Raw genomic sequence first — 17,109 nt, 5'->3', positions numbered from 1 at the left:
CCTGAAACAGACCGTTGCCCGACGCAAGGGCAAGCCGCGCGTGCCGCGCGGGGCTGCGCCCCCTTGTATCGGGCGACGCTCCGCTTCTTTTCGGCATCAAGCGAGAGATGGCTCCGGCGAACAGGCCCTTTCGGGGCAGGCGTCAACGGTCGGCGGCGGCGCGGCTGAGGCGGTCGTTCAGGGCGACGCCGAGGCCGATGTGCGGGATCGGCGAGACCGCGATCTGGCTGGCGCCCGTTGCATCCAGCCGGTGCAGATATTCAAAGAGGTTGGCGGCGGCCTCTGTCAGGTCTTCGGCCGGGGAGAGATTGAGGTCGCAGTCCACCGGACCAAAGCCAAGCCGCGCCTCGCCCGGTTCGAATTCGACCGCGTTCAGGCGCACCGTCGCGCGCGGCGCGTAGTGGGAACGGATCTGCCCCGGTGCGGTGATGCCGTCCGTGTCGCGGCGCAGGGCGACGCGGGTGTTCAGAACCTCCTCCAACTGTTCCAGCGTCACGCCGCCGGGGCGCAGCAGCGTCGGCGTACCGGTCAGGCCGAGGATCGTCGACTCCAGCCCCACATCGCAGGCGCCGCCGTCCACCACCGCCTCGACCCGGTCGCCGAGGCCGTCCAGCACATGGGCGGCGCGCGTCGGGCTGATCTGGCCGGAGCGGTTGGCCGAGGGGGCCGCCACCGGGCCGCCGAAGATCCGCAGCAATTCCCGTGCCACCGGGGCCGCGGGCATCCGCACCGCGAGGCTGTCGAGCCCCGCCGTCACCAGTTTGGAGATGCCTGCGCCGGGCCTGATCGGCAGCACCAGCGTCAGGGGGCCGGGCCAGAAGGCCTGCGCCAGCGCCTCGGCGGCCTCGTTCCAGACCACCAGCGCCTTGACCGCGTCCAGATCGGCCAGATGCACGATCAGCGGATTGAACTCCGGTCGTCCCTTGGCCTCGTAGATGCGCGCCACCGCGTGGTCCTGCCGCGCATCCGCGCCCAGCCCGTAGACCGTTTCGGTTGGGAAGGCGACCAGACCGCCAGCCGCCAGCAGCCCGGCGGCGCGTGTCAGATCCTCTGTACTGGCGCTCAGCCTCTCTGCGGGCATCGCGGCGCTCCTCTCGTGACGCGGCGTTTGGGTTGATGCGATTGCGCGTCGGGTTACCCTGCGAAGCGCATGAGCGGCGTGCTACTAGAGCCGCAGCAGCTTGCCAAGCCGGAGGAGAACCATATGCCATTTCGTACGCCGATTGATGCCTACATGACGCTTTTGAACGACGTGGTCGGCTATGGCGATGTCGCCGCAACCGACCTTTTTGCCGAGGCCACGCCCGAAACCGTCGCCGCCGTCTTGGGAGAGGCGGCCAAGCTGTGTGATGAGGTGCTGGCCCCGCTGCAACGGGTGGGGGATCTTGACCCGGCGCGGCTGGAGAACGGCAAACTGCGCACATCGAAGGGTTTTGGCGAGGCGTACAAGGCGCTGGCAGAGGGCGGCTGGATCGCCACGTCGGCGCCGGAAGCCTATGGCGGCATGGGCCTGCCGCTGACCGTCACCACGGTCATCAACGACATGCAGAGCGCGGCCTGCCTGTCGCTGCAGTTGAACCCGCTGATGTCGCAGGGCCAGATCGACGCGCTGGAACACCACGCCAGCGATGAGATCCGCGATCTCTACCTGCCCAAGCTGATTTCCGGCGAATGGGCGGGCACCATGAACCTGACCGAACCGCAGGCCGGATCGGATGTGGGCGCGCTGACCTCCAAGGCGGAACCCAATGGCGATGGCACCTATGCCGTCACCGGGCAAAAGATCTATATCTCCTGGGGCGACAACGATTTTACCGAAAACGTCTGCCACCTTGTCCTTGCGCGTCTGCCGGATGGCGTGCCGGGCACCAAGGGGATCAGCCTGTTCCTTGTTCCGAAACTGATTCCCGATGCAGAGGGCAAGCCCGGCGTGGCCAATTCGCTGAAGGTGGTCAGCCTAGAGCACAAGATGGGGCTGCACGGCTCTCCGACCTGCGTGATGCAGTATGACGGCGCCACCGGCTGGCTGGTGGGTGAGCCACATGACGGGATGCGCGCCATGTTCACCATGATGAACAACGCCCGCCTTGGCGTGGGTGTGCAGGGGATCGGCGTCGCCGAAGGCGCCTATCAGCACGCGCTGGCCTATGCGCAGGAGCGCACGCAGGGCCGCAGCCCTGAGGGCACCATCATCGGCCATGCGGATGTGCGCCGGATGCTGGCCACGATGAAGGCGGATGTCTTTGCCGCCCGCGCCATCGCCCTGTCGCTGGCCGTCGCCATCGACATGAGCAAGGCCACCGGAGAGGCCGACTGGAAGAACCGCGCGGCCCTGCTGACCCCGATCTGCAAGGCCTTCGGCACCGAAACCGGCATCACTGTCGCCAATCTGGGCATCCAGGTGCATGGCGGCATGGGCTTCATCGAGGAAACCGGCGCCGCGCAATACCTGCGCGACGTGCGGGTGACGGCGATCTACGAAGGCACCAACGGCATTCAGGCCATGGACCTTGTGGGGCGCAAGATGATGGACGGCGGCGAGGCGATCTTTGCCCTGCTGGATGAGATCGAGGCCGGGGCAGAAACCGCGCGCGGCAGCCTGCCCGATCTGGCTGAACCGGTCTGGCAGGCGGCAGAGACCCTGCGTGAAACGGCAGAGGCGCTGGTGGCGCGCGACATGGCCGACCGGTTTGGTGGTGCGGTGCCCTTCCTGATGGGTTTTGCACGCGTTTTGGGCGGTCATTTCCACCTGCGCGCCGCGATGGCCAACCCCGACAGTGCCGATGCGCGGCTGGCGGCCTTCTACATCCAGCGGATGTTGCCGGAGCACGTTGGCCTGCTGGCCGAGGCACGGGCGGATCTGCGGTCACTGGCGGACATTCGGACAGAGGACCTCGTGGCGTGATGGACGGCGGTTTGCAGGGCATTCGCTACCCTTGGGAAGTGCCGCCCGCGCCGGGGACGGCGGTCGAAATCGCCGAGGGCGTGCTGTGGATGCGCCTGCCGCTGCCGATGAAGCTGGACCACGTCAATGTCTACGCGCTGGATGAGGGCGATGGCTGGACGCTGGTCGACACCGGCTTTGCGTCAAAAAAATCGCGCGCCATCTGGCGGGACCTGATGGCGGGACCGCTGCAGGGCAAGCCAATCGCCCGCGTGATCGTCACGCATCATCATCCGGATCACATGGGGCTGGCGGGCTGGTTTCAAAAGGACCACGGCGCGCAATTGCTGACCACGCGCACGGCGTGGCTGTTTGCGCGCATGTTGCAACTGGACGCACAGGACCGCCCGACCGAAGAAACGCTGGCCTATTGGCGCGCGGCGGGCATGGCCCCCGAGATCCTGCAGGAGCGGATGCAGGAACGCCCCTTCAACTTTGCCGATGTCGTGGCGCCGATGCCGCTGGGCTACACCCGGATCAAACAGGGCGACGTCCTGCGCGCCGGTGGCCGCAACTGGGAGGTCCATATCGGCAACGGACACGCGCCCGAACACGCCACCCTGTGGTCGCGTGACGATGATCTTGTGCTGGCGGGGGACCAGATCCTGCCCTCGATCAGTTCCAACCTCGGCGTCTACGCGACAGAGCCAGAGGCCGACCCTGTCGCCGACTGGCTGGAAAGCTGCGAGCGGCTGGCGCTGCTGGCGCGGCCCGGGCATCTGGTCTTGGGCGGGCACAAGCTGCCCTTTACCGGGCTGGGCACGCGCATGTCGCAACTGATCGAGAATCACCACGGCGCCCTGAACCGCCTGCACGCCCATCTGACCACGCCCGCAACGGCGGGCGACTGTTTCCCGCCGCTGTTCAAGCGGCGCATCGGATCTGGCGAATACGGTCTGGCACTGGTCGAGGCGATGGCCCATTGCCTGCACCTCTGGCACACCGGGCGCGCCACCCGCGAAAAACGCGCCGATGGCGCCTGGCTGTTTCAGGCGGTCTGAGCCGCGCCCCGCTCACGTCTGCGTGGGGCGCGACATACTTGCCACCCCGCAGCCCGTGACAGGGGCGCGGAATTGCGCTAACCCAAGGCTGAACGCATTCAACGAACATGCCACAGGACAAGAACATGGCTGAACACAAGCACGGCAGCATGGACATCACCACGCAGGAGAAGACCTTCGAGGGCTTCATCAATTTCACGATCCGCTCGGTGATCGTGATCCTGTGCATCGTGATCTTCATGGCGATCTTCACCACCTGATCGCCCTCGGGGCGGCGTACTCCGGGCAGGGGACAGCTGTATGGACAGACGTTTCGTTTTGACGGGGCTCGGCGCCTCGGCATTGTTGGCCGGTTGCGGCAATGTCTCCGGTCCGGATGCCACGCCGGAGGCAGCAGCGCGCGCCGCCTATCGGCATGACGGCCCGCCGGAGATTGTCCTTTACACGATGATCAACAACCGCTCGGGATCGGGGGCGCATTCCTCGATGCTGATCAACGCGCCGTCGCAGCGGGTGATCTTTGATCCGGCTGGCTCGGTACGCTTTACCGGCGTGCCGGAAATCGGCGACGTGCTTTACGGTATCACGCCGACCGCGCGCACCTTCTTCGAAAGCGCGCACGCCCGCAGCACCTATCGCATGCGTGTCCTCAGCAAGCCGGTTTCCGGGCCGGTTGCCGAACGGGCTCTGCAACTGGCGCAGCAGCGCGGCGCGGTCAGCGCGGCGCTTTGTTCCAACGCGGTCTCCGACCTGTTGAGCAAATTGCCCGGGTTCGAGTCGATGCGCGGCATCTGGCGTCCCAACGGGCTGGCAGAGGCCTTTGCCAAGCTGCCCAATGTCACCGAACGCGTGCTGCGCGAAAACGATTCGGACGACAAGAACGCCGCCATTGCCCAGCTGGAGGCGCAGCAGCGCCAGCAGCAGCGCGCCGGGCAATAAACCCCGCTCGCGCTTAGAACTGCAGCCAGGCGCCCGCCAGCATGACGGCGGCGCCTGCGCCCATCGCGCCGTAGAGGCTCTTCCAGACATAGCCGACCGTCAGTGCCGCTGCCGCCGCGATCAGGCGCAGGGGATCTGTCTCGCCATTCGTGGCGCTGGGCCAGACCACCAGCGGCGCGACCAGCGCGGGCATCACCGCCACCGCCGTATAGCGCAGGTGGCGCAACAGCCAGTCCGGCATGGCGCGGTCCCCGACCAGCCCCAAAAAGACGAACCGCAGCCCGAAAGAGCCCAGCCCCAGCACAATGATCACGATCCACAGGTCCGTCATGCGCCCGGCCTCCGGTCTGCGGGCAGGTCGCCCCGGCGTTCCACCTCTGCGCCTGTCATCATGCCCGCCAAGGCACCTACGATCAGGCCTAGGTTATAGGGCAGCCAGGCAAAGCTCAGCGCCATGACGGCCGCCACCAGCGCCGCCGCCCGGTGCGCCCCGGTCCGCAGACCGGGCGCAAACAGCGCGATAAAGGCAATGGGCAGCGCGAAATCCAGACCCAGTTCCGGCGGCACCGCCTCTCCGGCCAGCGCGCCGACAACGGTGAACAGATACCAGAACGGGCAGATCGGCGTCATGACCCCCATGAAATAGGCGAATTTCTGGGACAGCGTCATCTCTGGCCGCTGTTCATATTCGACGATCGAGGCGGCAAAGGTCTGGTCGACGAGGAAGTAGGCCACCAGCACGCGCTTCCATATCGGCAGGTGCCCAAGGTGCGGCGTGATAGAGGCCGAATACATCGCCATCCGCAGGTTCACCGCCAGCGCAGAGATCACCACAACCAGCGTCGGCGCGCCGTCCTGCATCAGTTGCACGGCGGTAAACTGCGCCGCGCCCGCAATGACCACCACGGAAAAACTGACGATTTCGAACAGGTTGAGCCCGGCATCCGCGGCCACCACGCCGAACAACATGGCAAAGGGCGCCACCACAAAGAGAAAGGGCAGGGCGGTCCGTACCCCCCGCCAATAGCTTGACATCGTGTCTGTGTGGTTCATCACTACACCTTCAATTCACCCCACGCCGTAGCCAAGCGGGACGCCCGATGCAATCGCCCACGGACAATCCGATCAGTGACTTCGCGTCTGACTATCTCATCGCGCCGGACCCCGCGTCGGCCCGCCTGACGCGCGCCGTCACCGGCACCGACCAGACCGGCGCCGAGGTGGAAATCCGCGTGGTCGAGGAACGCCCCCTGACGATCTTCCTCAACCGGCAGGAAATCGTGACGGCCATGACCATCGGCGATTACCCCGAATATCTGGCGATCGGCTTTCTGCGCAATCAGGGCATGCTGGAGGACGGCGAACAGATCACCGGCGTCGATTACGACGAAGAGCTTGAAACTGTCGTGGTCCGCACCGCCTCGCAGACCACCTACGAGGAAAAGATGCAGAAGAAGACGCGCACCTCGGGCTGCGCCGTGGGCACCGTCTTTGGCGACATGATGGAGGGGCTGGAACAGGTCAGCCTGCCCGCGACAGAGGTGCGCACCTCATGGCTGTATGCGCTGGCGCACAAGATCAACCGCACCCCCTCGCTGTACCTAGAGGCCGGGGCCATTCACGGCACCGTCCTGTGTCAGGGCGACCGCCCGCTGGTCTACATGGAGGACGTGGGCCGCCACAACGCGGTGGACAAGATCGCCGGCTGGATGTTCCGCGAAGGCGTGCCCGCCCATGACAAGATCCTCTACACCACCGGGCGGCTGACCTCGGAAATGGTGATCAAGACGGCGCTGATGGGCATTCCGGTGTTGGCCTCGCGCTCGGGCTTTACCGCATGGGGCGTGGAAATCGCCCGTCAGGTGGGGCTGACCTGCATCGGGCGGATGCGCGGACAGCGCTTTACTTGCCTGTCCGGCGCCGAACGGCTGGTGCGCGATGTCGACCCCTCCGCCGTGCCTGATGAGGACCGCAAGTCCCGACGTAAGGGGGGGCAATGAGGTTTTATCCGGTGTTGGTGGAAGCAAGTTCGTCGCTCCTTTCAGGTGATCGGCGACTGAACTCGGCTGGGTCGACATGACCGCTCACGCATTTCTTTATTGGCCGAACGACGAAGAGATCGTCAAAGGCTGGCGGTTGGTCGATCGCGGTCCTGGCGGCAAATGGCTATGGGCTCGCTATGCGTATAACGTTTTGGTCGTTTTGAGTTTCACTGTCCTGCTGACCACTTTGGCGCTTTGGGGATTGCGGGCCGGTGGTGTGTCGAATCCCACACTGGAGCGGTGGCTACCTTTTTTGGCGCTTTTCGCGGGATTCGTCATGATGCGGTTCGGTGTGATCATCGATGAACGGCTACGAGCATCCGGCCCACATGACTGGGAGGATACACGCGCAACAGCGATTCTATCAGAGAACGGTTTGGCCTTCCAAAGTCGTTACTCCCTTCGCGAAGTGGGATGGCGGCTGGTAGACGAAATAGTGACCCAAGGAGACATCACAGTGTTGCGCATAGCCGATGAAGCACTCGTGCTGCCGCACAGGCAATTGTCGCTGGCAGGCGATTTGCAGGATGTCCTTGGCGACATCGATGTTTGGTGGCGAACCGCGCTTCGGCAAGATGAGGGTGAGACGTGACTCCACCCCATGGCGTGATCCTCGCGGGCGGTCTGGCCACGCGCATGGGCGGCGGCGACAAGGCGCTGTTGTCACTTGGCGGGCAGACCCTGCTGAGCCACGTGATCGACCGGCTGTCGCCGCAGGTCGAAGCTTTGGCGCTGAACGCCAATGGCGATCCGGCGCGCTTTGCCGGCTACGGCCTGCCGGTGGTGCCCGACAGCCTGCCCGATTTTCCCGGCCCGCTGGCCGGGGTGCTGGCCGGGCTGGACTGGGCGGCGGAACAGGGCGCCGACACGCTGGTCAGCGTCGCCGCTGACACGCCCTTCTTTCCCTGCGATCTGGTCCCGCGCCTGCTGATGGCGTCCGAAGGGCAGACCCATCCGCTGGTCCTTGCCGCCACCAAGGGCGATGCGCAGACCCGCAGCATATCCCGCTCCGGCCTGATCCGGCACCCCACCTTCGGCCTCTGGCCGGTGGCCCTGCGCGATGATCTGCGCGCCGCCCTTCAGGATGGTCTGAAAAAGGTCGTGCTCTGGACCGATCCGCATGGCGGGCGCGAGGCGCTGTTCCCAAGCACGCCCTTCGATCCCTTTTTCAACGTGAACACGCCGGAAGATCTGGCGCAGGCGGAGGCGCTGCTATGAGGCTCTATGGTGTGACAGGCTGGAAAAACGCCGGCAAGACCGGGCTGATGGAACGGCTGGTGACAGAGATCACGGGCCGGGGCCTGACCGTCAGCACCGTCAAACACGCGCATCACACCTTCGACGTCGATCACCCCGGCAAGGACAGCTATCGCCACCGCCACGCCGGCGCGTCAGAGGTCATCCTGTCCTCGCGCAAGCGCGTGGCGCATATGGTCGAACTGCGCGGGGCCGAGGAACCGACGTTGGACTCGCTGCTGGCGCGGCTTTCGCCCGTCGATCTGGTGCTGGTCGAAGGCTACAAACGCGACCGCCACCCCAAGGTAGAGGCGCATCGCGCCGAGACCGGCAATCCCCTGATTGCCCCCGATGATCCGACAATCCGCGCCGTCGCCTCGGACAGCCCGCTGACGCTGGACCGCCCGGTGTTCGACCTGAACGACACGCAAGCCATCGCCGATTTCATCCTCGCGGAGGTCGGGCTGGCAAAGGCGGCGGAATGAGCGCGTTTGACCGCTTCGTCATGGTCGACTGGTCGGGCGGGAACGATACCGGCCCGCGCCCGCGCAAGGACGCGATCTGGATCGGCGAGGCGGGGCAGGACCCCGAATACCACCGCAACCGCGCGCAGGCCGAAGACCGCCTGACATCCCTGATCCGGGCGGCCTTGTCGGGCGGGCATCGCCTGCTGATCGGCTTTGATTTCCCCTTTGCCTACCCGCGCGGGTTCACCGCGGATGTGCTTGGCTGCGCGGATCCGCTGGCCTTCTGGGCGCATCTCGAAACACTGGTCGAGGACAGCCCAAAGTCGAACAACCGTTTCGATATCGGCGCCGGGTTCAATCGGCGCTACGGCGGGACAGGGCCGTTCTGGGGCAACGGGCTGCGCCGCGACATTCCCGGCCTGCCACGGACCAAGACCGGTTACACGAACCCATTTCCGGACCGGCGCGCCTGTGAAAGCCATGCCAAGGGCACCTTCACCTGTTGGCAGATGGCCGGGGCGGGGGCCGTGGGATCGCAGGTCATCATGGGGCTGCCCGTGCTGGAACGCCTGCGGCAACGGTTTGCCGGTCAGGTCGCCGTCTGGCCGTTCGAGGGGCTGGACCGCCCGGTTGCGCTTGTCGAAATCTGGCCCGGCCTGATCAATGACGCGGTGCGCGCGGCCACGGGGCCGGACAACATCCGCGATGCTGTTCAGGTCTCGCTGTTGGCCCGGGCACTCAGCCGCCTCGCGCCGGATCGGTTGGCGGACATGCTGGCCGTCGATGCCCCGCACGAGGGCTGGATACTGGGCCTGGGACATGAAAAGGAGCTGCTGGACGCATGCCGCTGAAACCGCCGCCCCTGCGCAACGACTGCTTCGCCCTGCCGCCCGGCGTGAACTGGACCCCGGTGGATGAGGCGCTGTCGCTGCTGCGCAACCGCCTGACCCCGGTCACAGCGCAGGAAAGCCTGCCTCTGATGCAGGCCGCGGGCCGGGTGCTCGCGCAGGACCTGACGGCGCGGCGGTCCAATCCGCCGCTGCCCAACACCGCCGTGGACGGCTATGGCTTTGCCGCCGAAGCGGTGGCAGGCCAGTCCGAGATCACCCTGCCGCTGGTCGAGGGCCGCGCCGCCGCCGGTCTGGCCTACGACGGCACGGTTCCCACGGGCCACGCCATCCGCATCCTGACCGGCGCAAGCCTGCCCACGGGCGTCAATACCGTGGTTCTGGATGAGGACTGCACCACCAGCGCCACCCATGTCGCCTTTCGCGGCCCCGTCAAACCGGGGCAAAACACCCGCCGTGCGGGCGAGGACGTGACCGCAGGCGCGGTGATCCTGCCCCGGGGCCGCGTGCTGACCCCCGCCGATCTGGCCCTTGCCGCCGCCACCGGCCTGTCCGATCTGCCGGTCCGCGCGCCCTTGCGCGTCGGCGTCCTGTCGACGGGCGATGAGGTCGTCCCGGTGGGGACAGAGGCCGACCCGGGCCAGATCTACGACGCCAATCGCCCGATGCTGCTCAGCCTGATCGCCCGCTTCGGCCACGCGCCGGTGGACCTTGGGCAAGTCCCGGACGATCGCGACGCCCTGCGCGCCCGCCTCGACAGTGCCGAGGCGGATGTGATCCTGACCTCGGGCGGGGCCTCTGCCGGGGATGAGGATCACGTCTCGGCGCTTTTGAAAGAAACCGGCGCGCTGACCGCATGGCGCATCGCTCTGAAACCGGGCCGCCCGCTGGCGCTGGGCCTGTGGCAGGGCAAGCCGGTCTTCGGCCTGCCGGGCAACCCGGTCGCCGCCATGGTCTGCACCCTGATTTTTGCCCGTCCCGCCCTGCGCCTGCTGGCCGGGGCCGATTGGGACGCACCGCAGGGGTTCACCGTGCCCGCCGCGTTTTCGAAGAACAAGAAACCGGGCCGCCGCGAATACCTGCGCGCCCGTATTCGCGATGGCCGCGCCGAGGTCTTCAAATCCGAAGGCTCTGGCCGCATCTCGGGTCTCAGCTGGGCCGAAGGTCTGGTGGAACTGCCCGATCACGCTCATCAGGTGGAACCGGGAACCCCGGTCCGCTACATCCCCTTCGGCAGTTTCGGGTCCTGACGACGGCTTGGGGTCAAGTCTGCGCCGTCAGTCGAAGGTGCCTGCCACCCGGCCCAGCAGCATGAAGGCGCGCGCCGTGCGGGTCGAGGCGAGGGCGGAAATTTCCTCGTCCGATGCCTCGGGTTCGAAGCCGGAAAAGCTGGTGTCGAAGCGGCGCAGGAAATGGTGCGCGGCGTCGCGGAAAATCGGGTCCTGTTTCATCCGTCCCGCCGCCAGCGCCAGCGACGAGCGGTCGCGCACACCGCCCAACGGGGCGATGGCGCGTCCGCGTTCGCCCTTGGCAAAGGCGCGCCAGACCTCGGGGCGCGCCATGTCGGGGCGCAGGTCGTCCATGTAGATGCCGTCCTGGCTCATCAGGGTCAGCACGTCCTGCGCCGCCTGGATCAGCTTGGCCGCGCCGCGGTCCTTCAGCGCCCGGCGCAGGGCGGCAAAGCCCTCGGTGTCCTCGGCGGTTTCCGGGAAGTGCAGGGCGCGGATGTAGTCGGCGTTCGACAGGCTGGGTTGCAGCGCCTCGGCGGGCGTACCAAGCGCCAGCGCGGGCTGATGTTCGCCCTCTGCCGCCTCTGGCGCGGGCATGCCGTGGGGGCCGCCCGCCTGCCGGATCCCGCCCAGCATGGCCAGCGTCGCCTCCAGGTTCTTTTGCGCGCTGGCGATGTCGTCCAGACGCTTGACCAGTTGCGGGTGCGGCGGCTGTCCCTTGCCGCTTTGCGCCTGCGCCACATAGGCCTGCCGGATCGCGTCGATGGCCGCCTGCAGTCGCGCGCTTTCGGCCTTCATCACCCGGGCCGCGCGCAGCGACAGCGCAGCCACCCAGATCAGCGCCACCGGCAGCACGATGACCATGAAGCCCAGCAGGAACTGCAGGCCCTGCGCCGCCTCGGCTCCACCGCCAAGGAAATACAGGCCAGAAACGACCACCCAGATCACCGAAGCCACCGCGGCGGTGATTTCGATGCCGGTCAGCCCTTCGCTCCGGTCATGCGGGTACAGGCCGGGCAGGGTGGGTCTGGCGTCCTTTGGGTCGGTCATGGCGGACCTCGGCCTTACTTGTAGGCGATGCTCAGGATCTCGTAGGACTTGCTGCCGCCGGGGGTGTTCACCTCGACGCTGTCGCCTTCCTCCTTGCCGATCAGGGCGCGGGCAATGGGCGATTTGATGTTCAGCAGGCCTTTTTCGACGCTGGCCTCGTGTTCACCCACGATCTGCCATGTCTTTTCCTCGTCGGTGTCCTCATCGACCAGCTTGACCGTGGCGCCGAACTTGATCGCGCCGGACAGGGTCTTAGGGTCGATCACCTCGGCAAGGCCGATCACGCTTTCCAGCTCCTTGATCCGGCCTTCGATAAAGCCCTGTTTCTCCCGGGCAGAGTGATACTCGGCGTTTTCCTTCAGGTCGCCCAGTTCACGCGCCTCTGCGATCGCCTTGATGATGGTCGGGCGCTCAACGGACTTGAGGTGCTTCAGTTCGGTTTCGAGCGCGGTGTAACCCGCGCGGGTCATCAGGATCTTGTCCATTCTTGGATCGTCTTTGCCTTGGGAACGGGTCTGGTGGAGTGTCGTCGCGTGGCTTGTCGATGTAAAGCCAAGCGGCGCCTCCTACCAGCGGGTTTTTACCGGTTGCCGCGATGTTTGACATATCATCTTGTGGGCGGCATCCTTTCTGGATCAACGAAACAGGATATTTTTGTCATGCGTTCATTTATTACTTGTGTTCTGGGGCTCGCCGCCGCGACCCTGCTGACCCCCGCCGTTCAGGCCCAGTCGATCGAAACGATCAGCGTCTCCGCCGATGGCAAGACGGTGCTTGTGGGTGGTTCCAACCGGACCGTCTATACCGTCGATGCCGACACGCTGGAGGTGACGGACCGCCGCTATGTCTCCGAACTGGTGCGCCAGATCGTTCACGGCGCCAATGGCGAACTGGTGTATTTTCGCGACGATGCGGACAACCTGAACGCCTACAAGACCGCCGACATGAGCTTTGCATGGTCCGCGCGCGACGTGGATGAAATGGTCTATGACGCCCAGTCCGACACGCTTGCCGTGCTGGATGAACATTACAAGGACGATTCCGTCCGCCTGCTCTCCGCCGCCAATGGCGAGCAGACCCAGCGCATCGTCATGGGCAAGCTGAAGTCCGACATGATCGCGCTGGCCCCCGGCGCGGGCAAGGCGCTGATCCTGACCGGCTACACCAAGTCCGATCTAGAGGAAAAACAGGAACAACCCGCCGACCTGACCAAGCTGCAGGAGGCGGATTTCAAGCAGAAGACCGATGGCTACATCTCGAACGTGGTGACCGTCGATTTCGGGGCGGGGACGTTTGAAACCGCGGAAACCCCGTACCGGGTGTCCTACCCCAAGGCGGTGCGCATGTCCGGTGACCAGATGATGATCCTGCGCACGAACCGGGATTCGATGACGCTGGGGGCCGATGGGTCCGGCGCGCTGATCGATCTGGGCGAGGATTACTTCAACTTCTCCGGCATCGATGCCAAGGGCGAGACCTATATCCTGACCAACGGCGTGGAAATCCGCTTTGTCCCCGTTGCCGGGGGCGCGGCGCAGGGGCTGCTCTCGGCCGAACGCCTGCGCGGCGGCCCGGCGGAATGGGTGACGGCCATGGGGGAGGCGCCGGATGGCACGCTCTATTTCGGCACCAATGCCTACCGTCTGCTGCGAGTCAACGCCGCGCGCGGCAAGATCGACGTGCTGCCGGTCTACTGACCGTCAGCCAAGCCGGGATGTGTAAGCAAAGGGGCGGTCCTGACCGCCCCTTTGCTCATCATGGTGCAGGCCAAGGAGTCCGGGGCTTAGTGCGGAATGTCGGTTTGGAGCACTTTTTGACAATTGCTGCAGGTTACGCGAACGTCTGTTCTCGAAGTTCGAAGTAATGGACGGCAACAAACCCAGCCTCTCAAACTGTGTTCTTGATATCGCAAGGTGTGACTAATGAAATTCAAAGACAGGAACTTGCGAGACTTGGCTGAAACAGTAATCGGCGATGCCCCGCATTTTCCATATCGCTCTAGCAGCTACATCACGCGCTTCTTCGAGGAATGCGATATGGACTACGCACACGATGGCTCAACACGCTGGGCGTGGACTGTTGGCGTACTTGCCGAACTCTTGGCCGAACCGTCATCGGGGCCATACGTTCTTCCGGAACGATTTGTGCATGTTTTTCGAGTTCTTATGCACAAGGCAGACGCCGAGGAAGATGACCCTGATCGCAGCCTTGCGCTCGAACACATCAACAAGCCCTTCTTCCGTGAAGGTTTCGAAGCCTACTACGGAGAAGACGACCTCCTATACATCAGACATATCGGAACAAAAACAATCTCCCAGGCAGCTAACCCTCATCGACCGTTTACACCCAAGGAATTGGAGCGTCGAAACAGCCTGAGCGGTTATCTCAATCAATGCTCTGAAGACGAGCTAATCGAGGAGGTGCTACTGCCGCTGTTTCGGCAGCTAGGTTTTCATCGCATTCAAGCAGCGGGGCATAAAGATAAAGCACTAGAATACGGCAAAGACATTTGGATGCGTTACGTCTTGCCGACGCAACATGTGCTCTACTTTGGAATCCAAGCAAAGAAAGGGAAGCTCGACGCAGCAGGTATGAGCAAAGGAAGCAACAAGAACATATCTGAAATATATCAACAGGTTCTCATGATGCTGGGGCACGAAATCTTTGATCCTGAGACAAGTAAGAAAGCGCTTGTAGATCACGCCTTCATCGTTGCAGGAGGTGAAATCACTAAGCAGGCCAAAAACTGGATAGGTGAAAAGCTGGATGCAACCAAGCGAAGTCAGATCATGTTTATGGACAGAGATGATATTCTCAATTTGTTTACCGTAACCAATCAAGCGTTACCGTCGGGCGCGCTTCCAGACGCTACAAGATCGCGTAGTCTAGACGACGAAATCCCCTTTTAGAGTCCTCGGTTCATTTTCTTGAAGCGGTCATTGGTGTACTAGCAGCGAATGCACACTTCGTCCGCGCAGCAGGCATCAAGCTTGATAGGCAACCCAAGACTTCTGCGGGAGTTTTTGATCGATATGGCTCTGCACTTACAACGAGGGTCGCCAAAGCTGCACCAGGAAGAAAAGAAGCTGGTGTCCCGGCCACCCTATCGCCGGTTTCAGAGCAACGGTTCACACAACCGAACGTGCCCGGACCTTGGGTCTTGCTTCCGGAAAGGCATTCGATGAAAACACTCTCGACCGCCCCCGTTCTGACGACAGAGCGGCTGATCTTGCGGGGACCCGAGCGGGATGATCTGCCCGCGTTCACCCGTTTCATGACCAGCGCCCCCTCGATGGCAGCGCAGGGAGAGACGGTCACAGCCGAACAGGCCTGGTACGGGTTCCTGACCGGCATCGGCCACTGGCAATGGCACGGCTTCGGCTTCTTCACGGTTGTCCTGCAGCAGACGGGGCAGCCCGTCGGTCGCGTGGGTCTGATCAAGCATTCGGGCTGGCCCGATATTGAACTGGCATGGCATCTGTTCGAAGGCGCCGAGGGGAAAGGCTATGCCACCGAAGCGGCCACGGCCGTAAAAAGATGGGCCGCACAGGATCTGGGGTTGGATCGGCTGCACAGCTACATCGATACCAAGAATACGCGCTCACAGGCCGTGGCGAGGCGGCTGGGCGCCATCACGGACGGGACAAGGGCCCCGCATGAACCAGAGGCAGAGGTCTGGGTTTATGCAATGGAAAGCCCTTGAGCGAAGCGATCAACCGATATTGCGGGTGCGCTCGGCGCGAAACCTCTGCAAAACCGCGCGTGTGTAGGGGCGTATGTCCTCCCCCTGTTTGATACTCACGCTCTGCGCATCGGCCTTGATGCGGATCGGACCGGGGTCACCAGGGAACGTGAAATCCAAGCTTGGCACCCGCGTGTCGATTGCCGTGACAAGCCCGCGTTCCAGCATTCGAAACGCTGCAGGATCGTCGGACCACAACCCCAGCGCTTCGGGGATGTGCAGGTTGCGCATCACTTGCGCCACTTCGGGCGACACGTCCGCCTTCCCCACACGCCGCCCGGCACGTGGGGCCAGCAGCGTCCGGGCGCGCTGCTTTGCCCGGTTGATCGATACAACCCCCATCTGCGACCCAAGAGTCCAAAGGGTTGCCATCGCCTGCCGCCAATACGAATTCGCCAGAGCGTGCATGGAAACAGTACCCTTGTCTTTCACCAGAAACAGTTTGCCCAACTCGGTGTCCATCACGTGCCGCTGGCGTTCCAGAGTGTTGGCCGGATCGCTCCATGTGGTGCCCTTTGCAAAGGGCATTGTGCCATCGGTCGGCACCTGACCCAGCGCCCGGGCCAGCGCCAGCTTGTTATCGCTGGGGATCAGCCGGTTCAGGCGGTCCAGTACACGCGCGCCGCGTTCCGCGGCCGTGAAAGGACTTTGGGCGATCATCTCTTGCCGCCGTGGGGCCAAGGAATCGCGCGGCACCAGTTCAAGGTCCGGATGCTGCCGTAGCCACAGCCATGCCAAGGTATAATACCGGTCGCGGTCATACAGATCCGGCCCAAGTGCCCGCGTGGTCCTGTGGATCAGTTCGGCGACCCATTGCTCGCGGGTCATCTTGTCGAACTGCTTGTTCAGCCCGATGCTCAGGTGTTCGCGCTCACGGACCATGGCCCTGTCCCGGGTCTCGGACGGCGTCGCGCCATAAAGGGTGGTCATCCGCCGTTCGATCAGCGGATCCAAAAGGGTGCTGGCCTGAATGACCGCGATTTCCGGGGGGATGGGTCCGGCCATTTCATAAGCGGCTTCGGCGAATTGGCGGATCGTCGCGTCGGCACCGTCCGGCAGAAACAGCCGCTGTTCAAGGTCTTGGCGCAGAGAAGCGGGCTGTTGCGCCAGCAGAGCGCGCAACTCGTCATCCGACATCCGCAGACCAGCAAACTTCTCGTCCAGAGCGTTCAGCGCATCGGCCCGCACGTCAAAGCCGGTCTGGCGGGCGGCCTCTTCGGGATTGGCGCGGCACCAATCGGCACAGGCACCAATGGTCTCGGCCAGTTCGGGCAGGTCCAGCCGCAGCGCCGCGCGCCCCGCGCGCTCCAGATTGGTCATCAGATGCTCATGTGAATTGTGCACGAACTGGCTGTGTCCGCCGTTGTTCACCTGGCCGACATAGTGATCGAGGCAATAAAAATCGGCGAAATCGTCGCGTAGCGTATCAGCGGTATAGCCGCCGCCGAACAGCGCATTCACATGTTCGACAAGCGCCTGCGCCGGACCGGTTATGGACTGGTTGAATACGCCGTCAGCCAAAAGCAGCGGCAACATGGGGTCATTGGGCTGGTAAATGCGGGACATGAGGCACCATTTCACGAATAACGCCCCGGACATGCCGAAAACGCC

At 64.2% G+C, this 17,109-nt stretch carries 19 protein-coding genes; 13 read left to right on the top strand and 6 right to left on the bottom strand.

What is annotated here, in order from left to right; all coding sequences use genetic code 11:
• Positions 1–142: 142 nt before the first annotated feature.
• On the bottom strand, positions 143–1,081 hold the full coding sequence (locus tag ACTXGA_RS09660; RefSeq protein ID WP_443393079.1) for an L-threonylcarbamoyladenylate synthase: 939 nt from the start codon (positions 1,079–1,081) through the stop codon (positions 143–145).
• A gap of 123 nt (positions 1,082–1,204) precedes the next feature.
• On the opposite strand from ACTXGA_RS09660, the gene ACTXGA_RS09655 reads away from it, so the two are divergent.
• From ACTXGA_RS09655 to ACTXGA_RS09640, 4 genes are all read left to right on the top strand, one after another.
• Complete coding sequence (locus ACTXGA_RS09655) at positions 1,205–2,905, top strand: acyl-CoA dehydrogenase family protein (RefSeq protein WP_443393078.1); 1,701 nt, start codon at positions 1,205–1,207, stop codon at positions 2,903–2,905.
• Entirely contained in the window at positions 2,905–3,945 is a 1,041-nt protein-coding gene (locus ACTXGA_RS09650; RefSeq protein WP_443393153.1) for an MBL fold metallo-hydrolase, read from the top strand. The genes ACTXGA_RS09655 and ACTXGA_RS09650 overlap by 1 nt, the downstream gene beginning before the upstream one ends.
• A 125-nt stretch (positions 3,946–4,070) precedes the next feature.
• Positions 4,071–4,205 (top strand): aa3-type cytochrome c oxidase subunit IV, encoded by a 135-nt coding sequence (locus tag ACTXGA_RS09645; protein ID WP_443393076.1) that lies wholly within the window; start codon positions 4,071–4,073, stop codon positions 4,203–4,205.
• 40 nt (positions 4,206–4,245) lie between these two features.
• On the top strand, positions 4,246–4,884 hold the full coding sequence (locus ACTXGA_RS09640; RefSeq protein ID WP_443393074.1) for a hypothetical protein: 639 nt from the start codon (positions 4,246–4,248) through the stop codon (positions 4,882–4,884).
• A 13-nt stretch (positions 4,885–4,897) separates the two neighbouring features.
• Here ACTXGA_RS09640 and ACTXGA_RS09635 read toward each other — a convergent pair whose 3' ends face one another.
• Entirely contained in the window at positions 4,898–5,215 is a 318-nt protein-coding gene (locus ACTXGA_RS09635; protein ID WP_443393072.1) for an AzlD domain-containing protein, read from the bottom strand.
• Complete coding sequence (locus ACTXGA_RS09630; RefSeq protein WP_443393071.1) at positions 5,212–5,937, bottom strand: AzlC family ABC transporter permease; 726 nt, start codon at positions 5,935–5,937, stop codon at positions 5,212–5,214. Before ACTXGA_RS09630 ends, ACTXGA_RS09635 begins: the two co-directional genes overlap by 4 nt.
• Before the next feature lie 47 nt (positions 5,938–5,984).
• On the opposite strand from ACTXGA_RS09630, the gene ACTXGA_RS09625 reads away from it, so the two are divergent.
• The 6 genes from ACTXGA_RS09625 to ACTXGA_RS09600 all read left to right on the top strand — a co-directional run bounded on the left by ACTXGA_RS09625 (position 5,985) and on the right by ACTXGA_RS09600 (position 10,727).
• Positions 5,985–6,884: a formate dehydrogenase accessory sulfurtransferase FdhD gene (locus tag ACTXGA_RS09625; protein WP_443393069.1), complete on the top strand. Its 900-nt coding sequence runs from the start codon at positions 5,985–5,987 to the stop codon at positions 6,882–6,884.
• A gap of 76 nt (positions 6,885–6,960) precedes the next feature.
• A complete protein-coding gene (locus ACTXGA_RS09620) occupies positions 6,961–7,518 on the top strand; it encodes a hypothetical protein (RefSeq protein WP_443393067.1) in 558 nt (185 codons plus the stop codon).
• Complete coding sequence (gene mobA, locus ACTXGA_RS09615) at positions 7,515–8,144, top strand: molybdenum cofactor guanylyltransferase MobA (RefSeq protein WP_443393066.1); 630 nt, start codon at positions 7,515–7,517, stop codon at positions 8,142–8,144. The genes ACTXGA_RS09620 and mobA overlap by 4 nt, the downstream gene beginning before the upstream one ends.
• Positions 8,141–8,647 (top strand): molybdopterin-guanine dinucleotide biosynthesis protein B, encoded by a 507-nt coding sequence (gene mobB, locus ACTXGA_RS09610; protein ID WP_443393064.1) that lies wholly within the window; start codon positions 8,141–8,143, stop codon positions 8,645–8,647. The genes mobA and mobB overlap by 4 nt, the downstream gene beginning before the upstream one ends.
• Positions 8,644–9,480: a molybdopterin guanine dinucleotide synthesis gene (locus tag ACTXGA_RS09605; protein ID WP_443393063.1), complete on the top strand. Its 837-nt coding sequence runs from the start codon at positions 8,644–8,646 to the stop codon at positions 9,478–9,480. Before mobB ends, ACTXGA_RS09605 begins: the two co-directional genes overlap by 4 nt.
• Positions 9,471–10,727: a molybdopterin-binding protein gene (locus ACTXGA_RS09600; RefSeq protein WP_443393062.1), complete on the top strand. Its 1,257-nt coding sequence runs from the start codon at positions 9,471–9,473 to the stop codon at positions 10,725–10,727. Before ACTXGA_RS09605 ends, ACTXGA_RS09600 begins: the two co-directional genes overlap by 10 nt.
• Before the next feature lie 27 nt (positions 10,728–10,754).
• On the opposite strand, the gene ACTXGA_RS09595 is transcribed toward ACTXGA_RS09600, so the two are convergent.
• On the bottom strand, positions 10,755–11,756 hold the full coding sequence (locus ACTXGA_RS09595) for a hypothetical protein (RefSeq protein WP_443393060.1): 1,002 nt from the start codon (positions 11,754–11,756) through the stop codon (positions 10,755–10,757).
• A gap of 14 nt (positions 11,757–11,770) precedes the next feature.
• Positions 11,771–12,241: a transcription elongation factor GreA gene (greA, locus tag ACTXGA_RS09590; RefSeq protein WP_443393059.1), complete on the bottom strand. Its 471-nt coding sequence runs from the start codon at positions 12,239–12,241 to the stop codon at positions 11,771–11,773.
• 174 nt (positions 12,242–12,415) lie between these two features.
• Between greA and ACTXGA_RS09585 the strand changes: the two genes are divergently transcribed.
• From ACTXGA_RS09585 to ACTXGA_RS09575, 3 genes are all read left to right on the top strand, one after another.
• The gene (locus ACTXGA_RS09585) at positions 12,416–13,453 is read left to right on the top strand and encodes a hypothetical protein (RefSeq protein ID WP_443393057.1); all 1,038 of its coding nucleotides are present in this window, start codon (positions 12,416–12,418) and stop codon (positions 13,451–13,453) included.
• A gap of 225 nt (positions 13,454–13,678) precedes the next feature.
• Positions 13,679–14,665 (top strand): hypothetical protein, encoded by a 987-nt coding sequence (locus ACTXGA_RS09580; protein ID WP_443393055.1) that lies wholly within the window; start codon positions 13,679–13,681, stop codon positions 14,663–14,665.
• Between the two features lie 272 nt (positions 14,666–14,937).
• On the top strand, positions 14,938–15,459 hold the full coding sequence (locus ACTXGA_RS09575) for a GNAT family N-acetyltransferase (protein WP_443393053.1): 522 nt from the start codon (positions 14,938–14,940) through the stop codon (positions 15,457–15,459).
• A gap of 9 nt (positions 15,460–15,468) precedes the next feature.
• Here ACTXGA_RS09575 and ACTXGA_RS09570 read toward each other — a convergent pair whose 3' ends face one another.
• Positions 15,469–17,064: a DMP19 family protein gene (locus ACTXGA_RS09570; RefSeq protein WP_443393052.1), complete on the bottom strand. Its 1,596-nt coding sequence runs from the start codon at positions 17,062–17,064 to the stop codon at positions 15,469–15,471.
• Positions 17,065–17,109 lie beyond the last annotated feature (45 nt).

Source organism: Antarctobacter jejuensis, from assembly GCF_052266595.1.
Taxonomy (GTDB): Bacteria; Pseudomonadota; Alphaproteobacteria; order Rhodobacterales; family Rhodobacteraceae; genus Antarctobacter; species Antarctobacter jejuensis.
The sequence above is the reverse complement of the archived record's forward strand: the minus strand, read 5'-3'. Positions and strand labels throughout refer to the sequence as shown.